This is a genomic window from Streptomyces sp. NPDC054840 (assembly GCF_053611065.1).
This window is the reverse complement of record NZ_JBSGZP010000014.1, coordinates 15,707-30,661: the sequence shown is the minus strand read 5'-3', so window position 1 is coordinate 30,661 and position 14,955 is coordinate 15,707. Positions and strand designations below refer to the sequence as shown.

Annotated in this window: 11 protein-coding genes and 2 pseudogenes; 11 read left to right on the top strand and 2 right to left on the bottom strand. The window is 71.4% G+C overall.

The window, feature by feature from the left end; genetic code table 11:
• Positions 1-158 precede the first annotated feature (158 nt).
• Positions 159-665, top strand: a complete 507-nt coding sequence (locus tag ACWGIU_RS02660; RefSeq protein WP_453701852.1) for an N-acetyltransferase family protein — start codon at positions 159-161, stop codon at positions 663-665.
• Between the two features lie 121 nt (positions 666-786).
• Positions 787-1,293 (top strand): annotated as a pseudogene (locus ACWGIU_RS02655) (SigE family RNA polymerase sigma factor); the annotation flags it as partial.
• Between the two features lie 1,332 nt (positions 1,294-2,625).
• On the opposite strand, the gene ACWGIU_RS02650 reads toward ACWGIU_RS02655, so the two are convergent.
• Positions 2,626-4,341 carry a bifunctional 3'-5' exonuclease/DNA polymerase gene (locus tag ACWGIU_RS02650; protein WP_453701851.1) on the bottom strand — a complete coding sequence of 572 codons (1,716 nt, stop codon included), beginning with the start codon at positions 4,339-4,341 and terminating at the stop codon, positions 2,626-2,628.
• 111 nt (positions 4,342-4,452) lie between these two features.
• Between ACWGIU_RS02650 and ACWGIU_RS02645 the strand changes: the two genes are divergently transcribed.
• On the top strand, positions 4,453-5,631 hold the full coding sequence (locus ACWGIU_RS02645) for a DUF2786 domain-containing protein (RefSeq protein ID WP_453701850.1): 1,179 nt from the start codon (positions 4,453-4,455) through the stop codon (positions 5,629-5,631).
• 182 nt (positions 5,632-5,813) lie between these two features.
• Positions 5,814-6,059 carry a DUF397 domain-containing protein gene (locus tag ACWGIU_RS02640; protein WP_030726905.1) on the top strand — a complete coding sequence of 82 codons (246 nt, stop codon included), beginning with the start codon at positions 5,814-5,816 and terminating at the stop codon, positions 6,057-6,059.
• 110 nt (positions 6,060-6,169) lie between these two features.
• Here ACWGIU_RS02640 and ACWGIU_RS02635 read toward each other — a convergent pair whose 3' ends face one another.
• The gene (locus ACWGIU_RS02635; protein WP_453701849.1) at positions 6,170-6,679 is read right to left on the bottom strand and encodes an ATP-binding protein; all 510 of its coding nucleotides are present in this window, start codon (positions 6,677-6,679) and stop codon (positions 6,170-6,172) included.
• 341 nt (positions 6,680-7,020) lie between these two features.
• Here ACWGIU_RS02635 and ACWGIU_RS02630 point away from each other — a divergent pair, with 341 nt between their 5' ends.
• From ACWGIU_RS02630 to ACWGIU_RS02600, 7 genes and pseudogenes are all read left to right on the top strand, one after another.
• The gene (locus ACWGIU_RS02630) at positions 7,021-7,899 is read left to right on the top strand and encodes a helix-turn-helix domain-containing protein (RefSeq protein ID WP_453701848.1); all 879 of its coding nucleotides are present in this window, start codon (positions 7,021-7,023) and stop codon (positions 7,897-7,899) included.
• An 89-nt stretch (positions 7,900-7,988) separates the two neighbouring features.
• On the top strand, positions 7,989-9,446 hold the full coding sequence (locus ACWGIU_RS02625) for an aldehyde dehydrogenase family protein (RefSeq protein ID WP_453701847.1): 1,458 nt from the start codon (positions 7,989-7,991) through the stop codon (positions 9,444-9,446).
• A 222-nt stretch (positions 9,447-9,668) separates the two neighbouring features.
• Positions 9,669-11,738: pseudogene (mrdA, locus tag ACWGIU_RS02620) on the top strand (penicillin-binding protein 2); the annotation flags it as partial.
• 119 nt (positions 11,739-11,857) lie between these two features.
• Complete coding sequence (locus ACWGIU_RS02615; protein ID WP_453701846.1) at positions 11,858-12,370, top strand: DinB family protein; 513 nt, start codon at positions 11,858-11,860, stop codon at positions 12,368-12,370.
• A 23-nt stretch (positions 12,371-12,393) separates the two neighbouring features.
• Positions 12,394-13,023 carry a PadR family transcriptional regulator gene (locus ACWGIU_RS02610; protein WP_453701845.1) on the top strand — a complete coding sequence of 210 codons (630 nt, stop codon included), beginning with the start codon at positions 12,394-12,396 and terminating at the stop codon, positions 13,021-13,023.
• Between the two features lie 79 nt (positions 13,024-13,102).
• Entirely contained in the window at positions 13,103-14,038 is a 936-nt protein-coding gene (locus ACWGIU_RS02605) for an ATP-binding cassette domain-containing protein (protein WP_453701844.1), read from the top strand.
• The gene (locus ACWGIU_RS02600; protein ID WP_453701843.1) at positions 14,035-14,847 is read left to right on the top strand and encodes an ABC transporter permease; all 813 of its coding nucleotides are present in this window, start codon (positions 14,035-14,037) and stop codon (positions 14,845-14,847) included. The genes ACWGIU_RS02605 and ACWGIU_RS02600 overlap by 4 nt, the downstream gene beginning before the upstream one ends.
• Positions 14,848-14,955 lie beyond the last annotated feature (108 nt).

Below are 14,955 nucleotides of genomic sequence, written 5' to 3'. Positions count from 1 at the left end.
GTCCCGGGGCCCGCCGTCCTCGCGTGCGCGTCCCGTCCTTCGCCACGGCCGACTCCGGCCGTAGCGTAGGCAGTCGAGGGCGTCGGGGGTCCGCATGGCTCGGCCCCCTCCCCGCACAATGGTCCGCGGCGCGCGAAACACCCCTGAGGGAGACGCACATGAACGGTCAGACAGCACAGCGGGACGGCCGGTCCCCGGCGGAGGATTCCCCTTCCACGGTCTCGGTCCGCGCGGCCGGCGAGGCGGACATCGACGCGGCGGCCGTACTGTTCCGCGGCTACCTCGACTTCTACGAGGTGGACATCGAGGACCCGGACGCCCCGCGGGCCTTCCTGGCGGAGCGGATCGCCAAGGACGAGTCCTTGGTCCTGCTCGCCGATGTCCCGGAGACCGGCACGGTCGGCTTCGCGCAGGTCTACCGCGGGTTCTCCTCCCTCTCCCTGAAGACCGCCTGGGTCCTCAACGACCTCTACGTCGCCCCGGCCGGCCGCCGCACCGGCGCCGGCAGGGCGCTGCTGCGCGAGGTGCTGCGCCGGGCCCGCGAGGCCGGGGTGTCCGGCGTGCAGCTGGAGACCGCGTACGACAACACCGTCGCGCAGGGGCTGTACGAGACGGAGGGCTTCGTCCGCGAGGAGTTCCACGTGTACTTCCACGACCTGGCCTGACCGGTCTGACCGGTCTGACCGGCCTCCGGTGGAGGTACCGACGGGACCCGGCGGCGGGGAGATGAAACATTCTCCGCCGCCATCGCGTCAGAGAGGTGGGACGGACGTGAGGGGGGAGCACATGCGTCAGGCGCGCAGGGACGGGTTCCGTGAGTTCGCCGCGGGCCGCTCGGACCATCTGTACCGGTCGGCATGCCTGCTCGCGGGCGGGGACACCCCTCTCGCGGAGGACCTGGTGCGGGAGACCCTGGGGCGGATGTACCTGCGGTGGGGCCGGATCTCCCGTGTCGACAATCCGGCGGCCTACGCGCAGACGGTGCTGGTGCGGGTCTTCCTCACCCACCAGCGCCGCCGGTCCGCGGGGGCGCGGCCGGGCGGGGCACTCCCGGACGCGGGTGCGCCGACGTCCGGGAGCGGGGATCCCGCGTTGCGGCAGACGCTGCCGGAGGCGCTGGGGCGGCTGGCGCCCAAGGACCGGGCGGTGCTGGTGCTGCGCCACTGGGAGGACCGCAGCGTCGAGGAGACCGCCGACGCGATGAACGCCGGTTCGGCGGCGGTCCGGACGCGCACCACGCGGGCGCTCGCCCGGCTGCGGGAGCAGCTGGGCGGCGGCCTCACCGCCTTCTCGGAAACGGAAGGTCCGGTACCCGTGTCCTTCGAAGACGAACTCACCCAAGCTCTCCGGCGCACGGGGGAGGGCTTCACACCCGACCCCGGGGCCCTCGCGGAAGGGGGCGGGGCGCGCGGCCGGCGACTGGTGGCGCGCCGCCGGGCCGCCGTGGCCGGCGGGTCCCTGCTGGCCCTGGTCCTGACCGCCACGGCGGGGGCCCGCTCCGGCGGTCCGTTCGGCGGGTCCGGGGCCGAGGGCGCGGTCCATGTCGCGGCGCCGCCGCCGGCCCCGCCGGGCAACGGGCGGCTGACCGGCACCGGCGCGGTCACCGCCGACCAGATGGTCGGGAAGCTGAAGGCGCTCCTGCCGGGCGGTCGGATCGGCGAGCCCACGGCGCGGGGCACGGACGACGAGCTGGGACCCAGGGTCGGCGTCGTGTACGACGACGGCAAGGGCCCGGCGGCCCTCTTCCTCAGCCTCCAGCGGGTGGACCCGTTCGGCAGCGGGGCCCGCGCGCAGACCGAATGCGGGGACAAGGACGTGCACTCCTACGACGACTGCCGGACCGAGCAACTGCCCGACGGCTCCCGGCTGCTGCTCCACCAGGGGTACGAGTACCCGGACCGCCGGGTGGACACCAAGGTCTGGCGGGCCGTGCTCGTCACCGTGCAGGGCTTCCTGGTCGACGCGTCCGAGTGGAACGCCGCGGCCGACAAGGGCGCCCCCGTCTCCCGGACCGACCCCCCTCTGACTCTCGCGCAGTTGAAGAGCCTGGTCACCTCGGACACGTGGCACGCTGCCCTGAACGACCTGCCGGCGGCCGAGCCCGAGCCGGCGCCCCTGCCGGACTCGATCGCCCTGCGGAACCGGAAGGCCGTGGACGCCCTGGAGCAGCTGATGACCCGGTTCGCGATCACCGTCCCGATCGTCTCCCAGGGCGGGCAGGACACGTACGGCTATGTCGTACTCGACGACGGCAAGGGCAAGTCGCTGGTGGAGATCAACGTCCAGTCGGCCGCGGAACCCTCGGGTTTCACCGGGAACTCGACCTTCACCACGGAGTCCGACGGCACCAGGGTGAAGGAAGTGGCGGGGCCCGGCGAGAAGAACAAGGGCGTGACCCGGTGGAAGGTGGACACCTTGCGCGGGGACGGGCTGCGCGTCGTGGTCACCGCCTTCAACACGGCCGACCAGAACGGTCCGGCCACCCGCCCCTCACCCGCGCTGACGATGGGACAGCTACGGCAGATCGCGCTCGCCCCGGAGTGGAAGCTCGGCACGCCTGCCGGCTGATCGGTGCGCGGCGGTGCGCGGTCTCCGTCCGACCTCCGTGTGAACGTGTGAGCTGCCTCATTTGGCGTCCGCGTAGCACTCCACGACCGCCGTCGTGAACGGGAAGCGGACCGGGGTGTCGCCGAAGGCGATCCGGCCGGCCCGTTCGCCGGCGGTGCGGATCGCCTCCACGACGGCCTCGGCCTCCTCGGCCGGGCAGTGCACGATCACCTCGTCGTGCTGGAAGAACACCAGCTCGGCCCGCATGCCGGCGGTCGCCTGCCGCAGGGCCGCGAGCAGCAGCAGGGCCCAGTCGGCCGCGCTGCCCTGGACGACGAAGTTACGGGTGAACCGACCGCGGGCCCGGGTGTTGGTCGAGGCGTAGCTCGGAGTCCAGCCGTCCTCCCGGTCCTGCGCGGTCCCGGCCCCGCCCTCGCCGTACCCCTCGCCCGGGTCGACGCCGCCGTCACCGGCCTCGTCCCCCTCGCCGGAGCCGGCGGGCGGCGGGCAGGTGCGGCCCAGCCAGGTCCGTACGAGCCGGCCCTCCTCCCCGGCCTTCGCCGCGTCGTCCACGTACGCGACGGCCCGGGGGAAACGGCGGCGGAGCGCGGCCAGGTTCTTCAGGCCGTCCCCGGAGGTCTGGCCGTAGACGGCGCCGAGCACGGCGAGCTTGGCCTTGTCCCGGTCACCCGAGAAGCCCTGGCGGGAGACGGCGGTGTACAGGTCGGAGGTCTCTCCGGCGACCTCCATGAAGGCGGGGTCGCGGGAGATCGCGGCGAGGACGCGCGGCTCCATCTGGTCGGCGTCGGCGACGACGAGCCGCCAGCCGGGGTCGGCGACCACGGCCCGGCGGATCACCTTGGGGATCTGCAGGGCCCCGCCGCCGTTGGTGACCCAGCGGCCGGTGAGGGTGCCGCCGGGGATGAACTCGGGGCGGAAGCGGCCGTCCCGGACCCAGTCCGCGAGCCAGGCCCAGCCGTGGGCGGTGTAGATCCGGTACAGCTTCTTGTACTCGATCAACGGCTCGACGGCGGGATGGTCCAGCTCCTGGATCTCCCAGCGGCGGGTGGACCTGAGCTTGATACCGGCCCCGGCGAAGGCCTTGATGACGTCCGCGGGCAGATCGGGGCGCACGCGTCTGCCGAAGGCGGTGGACACGCGGTCGGCGAGCTCGGCGAGGCGACGGGGCTCCCCGCCGCCCGCGTACCGCTCACCGAGCAGCTCGGTCAGCAGCGCGCGGTGCACGTCGGCCCGCCAGGGCAGGCCCGCGCGGTTCATCTCGGCGGCGACGAGGAAGGCCGCCGACTCGGCGGCGGTGAGCAGCCGCATCCGATCGGGGTGGGCGGTGGCGTCGAGCCGCTTCGTCTGGTCGGCGTGGATGGCGAGCAGGGCGTCCAGGGGGACCGGGGTGGGCTGCGGGTCGAAGAGGGAATCCTGGGCACGTGGCTCGGCGGCGCGCGGGCGCGGATCGGGCGGTACCGGGGCGTCGGTGAGCCGGGCCCAGGCGGCGGCCGCCGAGCGGGGCTCGCCGAAGCGGCCCTCGTGGCCGAGGAGCAGCAGCTCGGCGTCCTCGATGTCGTGGCACCGCTCGACGCGGGTGCCCGCGGCGAGCAGCCGGGGGTACACGGCCGCGGTGGACCGCCAGACCCAGCGGGTGCCGGGCGGGGCGGCGCGGATGGCCTCGGCGGGGTCGCGGACGCGCATCCGGACTCCGTCGGAGGGGGGTACGGGCGCGGCGTGCCACCACCCGTCGCCGTCCTCGGCGAGGGCCCACCGGGGAGTGCGGTCGCTCATGGGTGCGAGTGTCCCACCGGGGGCTGACAGGGGCCGTGGCGGCGGGCCGTGGCGGGGCCGGCTGCTCAGCCGGGAAGGGGACGCGGCGGCGGACATGCCAAGCTGGGAGGCGTGAGAGACCTTGCCGAGACCGTCGACCGAGCCTTCGCCGCCGCCCTCTACGCCCAGGACGACGCCGGGCTGGACACCGGCGCCTCGCTGCTCGTCGCGGATCAGGCGGGCTGGCCCGCGGTCGGGAGGGAGCTGCTGGCGCGCGGGGAGGCGTACGTACGCCAGGGCTGGGAGCGGGGCTGGCAGCCGGCCGACGTGCTGCGGCTGGTCCGCCGGGACCTCGACGAGCGGCACCTGCGGATCACGGGGGACCTGATCGCCGCCGAGGCGCGCCGCTACGCCCGGCTCCCGGCGCGCTGGGGCGCCGGCGAGGTGTGGTGGACGGGCGACGTGCAGTACGCGGACCGGCTCGCGCAGCGGGAACGGGCCGACCGGTTCACGCTGGCCACCGCCTTCCTGGAGGTGCTGCGGCTGCTGATCCGGCTGCCCTCGATCGAGCCGGTGGGTCCGCTGCCCGGCGACCCGGCCGACGCGCTCGCCGAGCACGCCCACATCGAGCCGCGCATGCTGGCCCGGATCCGGGCCCTGCTCGCCAAGGCCGAGGCGACCACCTTCCCGGAGGAGGCGGAGGCGCTCAGCGCCAAGGCCCAGGAGCTGATGGCCCGGCACACCGTGGACGAGGCGGTGCTGGCGGCGAGCGGCAAGGGCCCGGCCCAGGTGCCCGGCGCCTGCCGGATCGGTGTCGAGCCGCCGTACGAGGAGGCGAAGGCCGTCCTGCTCGACGCGGTGGCCGGCGCCAACCGCTGCCGGGCGGTGTGGAACAGCGGCTTCGAGTTCTCCACGGTGGTCGGCTTCGAGAGCGATCTGGAGGCGGTGGAGCTGCTCTACACCTCGCTGCTCGTGCAGGGCACGGCGGCGATGACCCGCGCGGAGGCCGCGCAGCGCTCCGGAGGGCGCAAGCGGACGAAGACCTTCAGGCAGTCCTTCCTGCTCGCCTACGCCAGCCGGCTCGGCCACCGGCTCGCCGAGACCGCCGAGCACACGGCGACGGCGGCCCCCGGCAACCTGCCGGCCCTGGTGGCCCGCGACGTGGCGGTCACCTCGCGGGCGGAGGAGATGTTCCCCCGGACCACCACCACCCGGCTGCGGGGCGCCACCGACCACGCGGGCTGGGAGGACGGCACGGCGGCCGCCGACCGCGCCCACATGGGCGGCAGGCAGAAGCCGCTGCCCCGCTGAGGGCTGCCCCTACGCGCGACTCCGACCCGACGGGCCCCGGGCGTCCGGGCACCGTACTTCCGGGTACGGACCTGTCTGTGATCAACGGACCACCCCGCGTGCACGTGCATCTGCCCATGCAGCCGCTCATGAACACAGCTATGATCCGGAGGAGTTGACATCTGCACTATCGGGGGCTTCCTGTGGACCACGCGTACAACGGGATGGCAGCTGCAGAACTCGCTACCTTGTTTGAGCTGACGTGGCAGAAGAGCAGACACAGCAACTCGCAGGGTTCCTGCGTGGAGTTCGCCCGGCTGCCGGGAGGCGATGTCGCCATGCGCAATTCGCGCTTTCCCGACGGACCGGCGCTCGTCTACACACCGGCCGAGATAGAAGCCCTGCTTCTGGGCGTCAAGGACGGCGAGTTCGATCACCTGATCAGCTGACGGAACAGCGCATCCATCAGGCCATGCACGTGCACTGGCCGGGACCGATCGCAATGATCGATCCCGGCCAGTTGTCCTGTGTACGCCCCTGATCGGCGACGCTCGGGGGCTCAGTCCTGGAGCAGGAACAGGGCCCAGACCACCTTGCCGGTCAGCCGTCCCGCGAGCGGGTGCCAGCCCCAGCTGTCGCTGTACGAGTCCACCAGGAACAGCCCCCGCCCGGACTCCAGGTCGAAGTTCTCCTCGGTGCGTTCCGGTGAGAATGCCCCGCCGGGCCGGTCCTCGCTGGGGTCCCGCACCGCGCACACCAGCCGGGTGCTCCACCGCATCAGGTGCAGCCGTACCGGCGGCTCCGGATCGGCGCCCGCACCACGCGCGTCCTCGGGCAGGGCGTGGCGCAGCGCGTTGGTGACGAGCTCGGAGACGACCAGGGCCACATCGTCGAAGCGGTCGTCCAGGCCCCACTGGGAAAGGGTCGAACGACAGAAGGATCGGGCTCCGCGCACCGCTTCGTGACGGCCGGGCAGAGCGCAGGAGGCGGACCCGGAGACAGCCGTGGGGTCGACCGGGGGCAGCCCCTGCCGTAACGGCTCGAGCATGGTCGATCCATTCGTCCCCATGCGAGGCACTCCCGGGATTCGCGGGCGGAGCGGTCATCTCCGTCCAGAAAGAACTGCGGGGTGGGTCCGGCGCCGGCGCGAACAGCACGCAGGTGCGCGGGGACCATCGTTCCGAATGCTCGGGCCGGATGCAAGGGCAGATGCACGTGCACGCGCCGGACCTGTCCCCTCCCGTGACGGTTCTGACTCATTTCTTCCTACGCATCCTTGCGGACTTCTTTTCCCGGAGGTGGGATTCCGTTACAGAACGAGTACGGGCCGATGCGTTTTGGTGGCAGACTGCGGCCCCTGGGGTACGGGGGCCCCGAGACGCTCGCGCACACCACGCGCACGCCAATGCGATGGGGAGGGCAGTACTAGTGACCGCAGAAGCAAGCGGTTCTGTGGTGCGCCGCATCCTCCTGGGCTCCCAGCTCAGGCGACTCCGAGAATCCCGCGGCATCACCCGTGAGGCGGCCGGCTACTCGATCCGCGCATCCGAATCGAAGATCAGCCGCTTGGAGTTGGGAAGGGTGAGCTTCAAGGCCAGAGACGTCGAGGACCTCCTCACGCTCTACGGAGTCACGGACAGCATGGAGCGCGAGTCGCTGCTCGGACTGGTCCGGGAGGCCAACGCGACCGGCTGGTGGCACAGTTACGGCGACGTGCTGCCCGGGTGGTTCCAGACGTACATCGGCCTGGAGGGCGCCGCCTCGCTCATCCGGATCTACGAAGTCCAGTTCGTCCACGGACTGTTGCAGACCGAGGCCTACGCCCACGCCGTCGTCAGCCGCGGCATGCCCGGCGCCACCGGCGCCGAGATCGACCGCCGCGTCGCCCTGCGCCTGGAGCGCCAGAAGGTCCTCGTCTCCGAGAACGCCCCCCTCTTCCACGCCGTCCTCGACGAGGCCGCACTGCGCCGCCCGTACGGCGACCGCGAGGTCATGCGCGGCCAGTTGGAGCACCTCATCGAGGTCTCCCAGCGGCCCAACGTGCAGCTCCAGGTGATGCCCTTCTCCTTCGGCGGCCACGCGGGCGAGAGCGGAGCCTTCACCCTGCTGCGCTTCCCCGAGTCCGACCTCCAGGACATCGTCTATCTGGAACAGCTCACCAGTGCCCTCTACCTGGACAAGGGCGAGGAAGTGGGGCAGTACGAGAGGGCGATGGAGCGGCTCCAGGCGGACTGCCCCGATGCCGAGCGGACCCGGGATCTTCTCCGTGGCCTGCTCCAACTGTCTTGATTCGCACGTAGTATGACGTCTGATCAGTGCATGATGACCGATCGGTCTCCGGTGCAGCGCACGGGTGCGCGCTCGCAGTAAGGGATGGCATGTCCATATTCAGCGACCTGGCTCACCAGTACATCGACGGCGAATGGCTGGCCGGTACCGGTTCGTGGGACATCATCGACGTCAACCCCTACAACGGGGAGAAGCTCGCGGCCATCACCGTGGCCACCGTCGAGCAGGTGGACCAGGCCTACCGGGGCGCCGAACGCGCCCAGCGTGAGTGGGCCGCCACCAGCCCCTACATCAGACGCGCCGTCCTGGAGCGCGCCCTGCGGATCACCGAGGAGCGCGAGAAGGAGATCGTCGAGGCGATGATCGACGAGCTCGGCGGGACGCGTCCCAAGGCCGAGTACGAGGTCCACCTCGCGATGGAGTTCATCCGCGAGTCCCTCCAGCTCGCCGTCCGGCCCGAGGGGCGGATCCTGCCCTCGCCGGTCGAGGGCAAGGAGAACCGGATCCAGCGGCTCCCCGTGGGTGTCGTCACGGTGATCAGCCCTTTCAACTTCCCCTTCCTGGTGACCCTGAAGTCGGTCGCCCCGGCCCTGGCGCTGGGCAACGCGGTCGTCATCAAGCCCAACCAGAACGCCCCGGTCGTGGGCGGCGGCGTGATCGCCAAGATATTCGAGGACGCCGGGCTGCCGGCCGGCCTGCTGAACGTCCTGGTCACCGATATCGCCGAAATAGGCGACGCGCTCCTGACCCACCCCGTTCCCAAGGTCATCTCGTTCGCGGGATCCGACCGCGTCGGCCGGCACGTCGGGGCGATCGCCGCCCGCCACTTCAAGCGGACCGTGCTGGAACTCAGTGGCAACAGCGCACTCGTCGTGCTCGACGACGCCGACCTCGACTACGCGGTGGACGCGGCCGTCTTCAGCCGCTTCGTCTACCAGGGCCAGGTCTGCATGGCCGCCAACCGGATCCTCGTCGACGCCTCCGTCGCCGAGGAGTTCACCGAGAAGTTCACCGCGCGCGTGCGCGGCCTCAAGACGGGCGACCCGCACGAGGCCGACACCCACATCGGCCCCCTGATCAACTCCTTCCAGGCCGACGCCCTGACCGCGCTCGTGGACCAGGCCGTGGAATCCGGCGCGCAGGCGCTCGTACGGGGGTCTACGCGCGGCAACCTGGTCGAACCCAGCGTGCTCGCCGGGATCCCCGAGGACTCCCCGCTGCTGAGCCAGGAGATCTTCGGCCCGGTGGCCCTGCTGGTGGTCTTCGACGGCGAGGACGAGGCCGTACGGCTGACCAACGCGACCCCCTACGGGCTGAGCGGCGCCGTGCACACCCGGGACGTGGAGCGGGGCGTCCGCTTCGCCCAGCGGATCGAGACGGGCATGATCCACGTCAACGACTCCACGATCGGGGACGAGCCGCTGGCCGCCTTCGGCGGCGAGAAGGCCTCGGGCCTGGGCCGGCTGAACGGCGAGGCCACGATCGAGGCCTTCACCACGCAGAAGTGGATCTCGGTGCAGCACGGCCGGACGACGTTCCCGTTCTAGGTCGGCCCCGGCATCCCCCAGGGGGTGTCTTGCCCGATCAGGCCGGGCTCGCGGGGTCCGGTGCCGCGCCTCGCGGCATTGTCCTCGGTCGCGATGCTCCGCATCGCCTCCCTCGTCCGCCTTGCGATCCACGGCACCGGACCCCGCTCCCTGATCCGGCCTGATCGGCAAGACACCCCCTAGACTCGGCCGGGCGTAGGCAGCCGCCCGGGGGAGATCGAGTTGAGCAACATACCGGAGACCGGCCGGACCCCTCGGGTCCAGAACCGGCTCGTCGTCATCCAGATCGTGGTCTTCTCGCTGTTGCTCACGCTGGGCGGACGCCTGTGGTACCTCCAGATACGCAATGGCTCGGACTACACGGACGAGGCGAAGAACAACCACGTCCAGCAGGTGGTCCAGCCCGCCGTGCGCGGCTCGATCCTGGACTCGCGCGGGGTCCCGCTCGCCGACAACGCGACCCACCTCGTGGTCTCCGCCAGCCGCACCGAGCTGCTGACCATGAAGGACAAGGGCAGGTCGGTGCTGACCCGGCTCGCCGGGGTGCTCGGCGTGGACGCCCAGGAGGTCATCGACAAGGTCCGGCTCTGCGACGCCAAGACCAAGCAGCCCTGTTGGAACGGCTCCCCCTACCAGCCGATCCCGGTCAGCAACGAGGCCACCACCGAGCAGGCCCTGCAGATCCGCGAGCACCCCGAGGACTTCCCGGGCATCACGGCCGAAGCGACCGCCCTGCGCCGTTACGCGGCCCCGGACGCGGCCAACACCTCCCAGGTGCTGGGTTACCTCTCGCCCGTCACCGACGAGGAGATCGCCAAGGCGAAGAAGTCGGACTCGCCGTACCTGCGTTCCGACCAGGTCGGCCGCTCCGGCCTGGAGCGCACGTACGACAAGGAGCTGCGCGGCAAGGCGGGCATCACCCGCTACGAGGTGGACAACCTCGGCCGGGTCATCGGCCAGGGCGAGACCGACCCGGCGAAGCCCGGTTCGAACGTCGTGACCTCGATCGACTCCCGGGTGCAGGCGGTCGCCGAGCGCGAGCTGAACAACGCGATGATCGAGGCCCGCAAGACCTACGACAAGAACACCCGCCGCACCTACGAGGCCGATTCGGGCGCCGTCGTGGTGATGGAGACCAAGACCGGCCGGGTCGTGGCGATGGCCTCGAACCCGACCTACGACCCCAATGCCTGGGTGGGCGGCATCTCCGCCAAGGACTACGCCGGCCTCACCGACAAGGAGTCGAACTACCCGCTGCTGAACCGGGCCATCCAGGCCCAGGCGGCGCCGGGCTCCATCTTCAAGGTGGTCACCTCCACGGCCGCGGTCAACGCCGGATACCCGTTCAACAACCGCTACCCCTGCCCCAGCTCGTACTCGGTCGGCAGCCAGACCTTCACGAACTTCGAGTCGCAGGGCCACGGTGACATCACCATCGGCCGGGCGCTGGAGGTCTCCTGCGACACCGTCTACTACGCCCTCGCGGACCAGGAGTGGAAGAAGGACGGCGGCATCAAGCCGAAGAAGGACCCGAAGGACTGGTTCCTCAAGACCGCCCACGAGTTCGGGCTGGGCAAGCGCACCGGCATCGACCTGCCGAACGAGGTCCCCGGCCGGGTCCCCGACCGGAAGTGGAAGCAGGACTTCTTCGAGGCGAACAAGGTCGCCTGGTGCCGCGACGGGAAGAAGAACGGCTCCTTCGCCGAGAAGATCGCCTACGAGAACTGCCGGCAGGGCAACCAGCTGCGTGAGGGTGACGCCATCAACTACTCGATCGGGCAGGGCGACACGCTCGTCACCCCGATCCAGATGGCCTCCGTCTACGCGGCCATCGCCAACGGCGGCACGCTCCACCAGCCCAGCATCGGCAAGGCGATCGTCAGCGCCGACGGAAGGTCGGTCCAGGAGATCGCGCCGAAGGAGCAGGGCAGGCTGCCGATGGACGCGAAGACCCGCGACAACATCGACGAGGCCCTCGCCGGAGTGGCCACCAACGGCAGCGCGGCCTGGCGCTTCGGCGGCTGGCCGCAGAAGCAGATCCCGATGCACGCCAAGACGGGCACGGCCGAGGTCCAGGGCAAGCAGACGACCTCGTGGTTCGCCTCGTACACCGAGGACTACGCGATCGTCATGACCATCTCGCAGGGCGGCACCGGCTCGGGCGCCTCGGGACCGGCGGTCCGCAGCATCTACGAGGCGATGTACGGGCTCGACCCGACGGGCAAGCAGGACCTCTCCAAGGCCCTGCTCCCGCAGCCCGCCACCGCGCTGCCGGTGATCCGCCCCGACGGCGAGACCGAAGGCAACTGAACGGCCATCGAGGACAGGACCTGACCTCAATGCTTTGTAGCGTGGGTCGTGCCGGCGGGAAGAAGCCCCCGGCACGACATCCACGCATAAGGCGGTCGGTCATGGCTCAGATTTCCACCGAAGTCCTCGGCGACGAGCGCGGCACCCTCCTCGCCTTCGTCGACGCCCAGCGCACGGCGATCCGCGAGTCGATCCTCGGGCTGAGCGAGGAACAGGCCGCGAGCCGCCCCAGCGCCAGCGAGCTCACCCTGTCCGGTCTGCTCAAGCACGTGGCCGAGGTCGAGCTGAACTGGCTGCGCCTCGCCCAGCAGGCACCCAACGAGAGGGCGCGCACGCAGGAGACCTGGGGGGAGGCCTTCCGCCTGGTCGACGGCGAGTCCATCCCCTCGGTCCTCGCCTTCTGGGACGAGGTCGCGGAGCAGACGGCGGCCTTCATCGTCGCCGTCCCGAGCCTGGACGACACCTTCCCGCTCCCGCCGGCGCCCTGGTTCCCCAAGGACACCAAGGTCTCGATGCGCTGGATGCTCCTGCACCTGGTGGAGGAGTTCGCCCGGCACGCGGGCCACGCGGACATCGTCCGTGAGTCCCTGGACGGCACCCGCGCCATGGGGTGAGCCCCGGTGAGTAGCCTGGCCCCATGTCAGCGATCCGGCTTCTTGTCCTCGGTGCGGTCCGCCAGCACGGGCGGGCCCACGGCTACCAGGTACGCAATGACCTGGAGTACTGGGGCGCCCACGAGTGGTCGAACACCAAGCCCGGATCGATCTACCACGCGCTCAAGCAGATGGCGAAGCAGGGCGTCCTGCACGCGCACGAGGTGGCGCCGAGCGCCGCGGGCGGGCCGCCGCGTACCGAGTACGAGGTGACGGACGCCGGCCGCGAGGAGTACTTCAGGCTGTTGCGCGAGGCCCTCGCGGCCTACGACCAGAAGACGGATGTGCTGTCGGCGGCGATCGGCTTCATGGTCGATCTGCCGCGGGCGGAGGTGCTCGCGCTGCTCCGGGAGCGGATGGCGAAGCTGGCGCTCTGGCGGTCGTCGGTGACGGACTACTACACGCCGGAGGGTGGCCCGGAATCGCTGGGCCACATCGGCGAGATCATGCACATGTGGGTCCACTCCGCGGATGCCGAGGCGGAGTGGACGGGCGGGCTGGTGGCCCGGATCGAGGGGGGCGCGTACTCCTTCGCCGGTGAGGGCGGCGAGCCCTTCGTCGGGGTCCTCGCGGACCGCCAGGAGAATCCGTACGCCGCGCACCAGGATGCGTAATCAAGTTTGACTAGCCAAAGGGGCGGGCAGTACCTTGGGTGCGCCTAGCTACTCAAATTTGATTACTGGAGGAGCGGTTTTGGCGATCTTCATCGAAGGTGTCCACAAGCGGTACGGCGGCAAGCCCGCGCTGGCGGGGCTCGACTTGGAGGTGAAGCCCGGGACGGTGCACGCCGTCCTCGGCCCCAACGGAGCCGGAAAGACCACGGCGGTGCGCGTCATGAGCACCCTGCTGCGGTACGACGAGGGCGTGGTCAGGGTCGCCGGCCACGACGTACGCACCCAGGCGCCGGCCGTCCGCGCCCGGATCGGGCTGCTCGGCCAGCACACGGCGCTCGACGAGGACCTGGCCGGACGGCAGAACCTGGAGATGTTCGGCCGCCTCAACCACCTGGGCGCGCGGCGGGCCGGGCTGCGGGCCGACGAACTTCTGGACCGCTTAGGCCTCGCGGACACCGGCCGCAAGCCGGTGAAGCAGTACAGCGGCGGCATGCGGCGCCGGCTCGACCTCGCGGCATCCCTGATCACCGGGCCGGAGGTGCTCTTCCTCGACGAACCGACCACCGGGCTCGACCCGCGCGGCCGCACCGAGGTGTGGAGCGCGGTCCGCTCCCTGGTGGGCGGCGGCACCACCGTCCTGCTGACCACGCAGTACCTGGAGGAGGCCGACCAGCTGGCCGACCGCATCACGCTGATCGACGCGGGGCGGGTGGCGGCCGAGGGCACGGCCGACGAGCTGAAGTCCCGCGTCGGGGCGGACCGGATCGTCGTCGTCCTGCGGGACGCGGCGCGGCTCGCACAGGCGGCGCGGCTGCTGCCGGACCCGACCGTGGACCCGGACTCCCTGACCCTGAGCTTCCCGGTGGAGGACCGGATGGCGGGGCTGGCCCTGACCCTGCGCGCGCTGGAGGGGGCCGGCATCGAGGCGCTCGACCTCGCGGTCCGCCGCCCCACGCTCGACGAGGTCTTCCTGCACCTGACCGACCGTACGAACGCCACGGAGGTGCCCGCATGAGTACGAGTACGCGTACGCCGGTCGGCGGCGGTGTGCCCTGGGTGGTCCAGGACTCCTGGACGATGACCCGGCGCGAGCTGGCGCACTGGGGACGCAGGCCGGTCCAGATGGTCGTCGGACTGGTCTTCCCGGTGATGATGCTGCTGATGTTCGGCTTCCTCATCGGCGGCGGGCGCGGGATCGACGGCGGGTACGTGGAGTTCCTGGTGCCCGGGATGCTCGCGCTGACCATGGCCTTCGGCCTGGAGGCGACGATGACCGCCGTCACCCAGGACCTCGGCAAGGGGGTGATCGACCGGTTCCGCGCCATGCCGATGTCCTCGGCGGCGGTCCTGGTCGGCCGCAGCGCGGCGGACATGCTCCAGTCGGCGGTGGGCCTGGCCGTCCTCGCGGGCGTCGGCCTCCTGCTGGGCTGGCGCTGGCACGGCTCGCCCGCGGCCGCCCTGGCGGCCTTCGCGCTGCTCCTGCTGCTGCGCTTCGCGATGCTGTGGATCGGCATCTTCCTCGGCATGGTCGCGGGCCGCCCGGAAATGGTGCAGGCGGTGCAGATCCTCGTGTGGCCGGTGGGCTTCCTCTCCAACGCCTTCGCCACACCGGAGGCCATGCCGGGCTGGCTGGGGAGGGTGGTGGAATGGAACCCGATGTCGGCGACGGCGACCGCGGTACGCGACCTGTTCGGCAACCCCGCCGCGGCCGGCACCTCGTGGGCCGGTGACCACGCGGCGCTGCTCGCCGCCGGCTGGCCGGTCCTGCTGCTGGGGGTCTTCTTCCCGCTGGCGGTGGCCAGGTTCCAGGGCCTGGGCAAGTAGCTCCCGCAGGCCCCGTCGTCGGAGTGGGTCGGAGTCCCGGGGCGCCAGGGCCTGGCGGACTTGCACCTCACGCCGCGTGAGGGACCACAGTGAAGGGCGTACCCGACC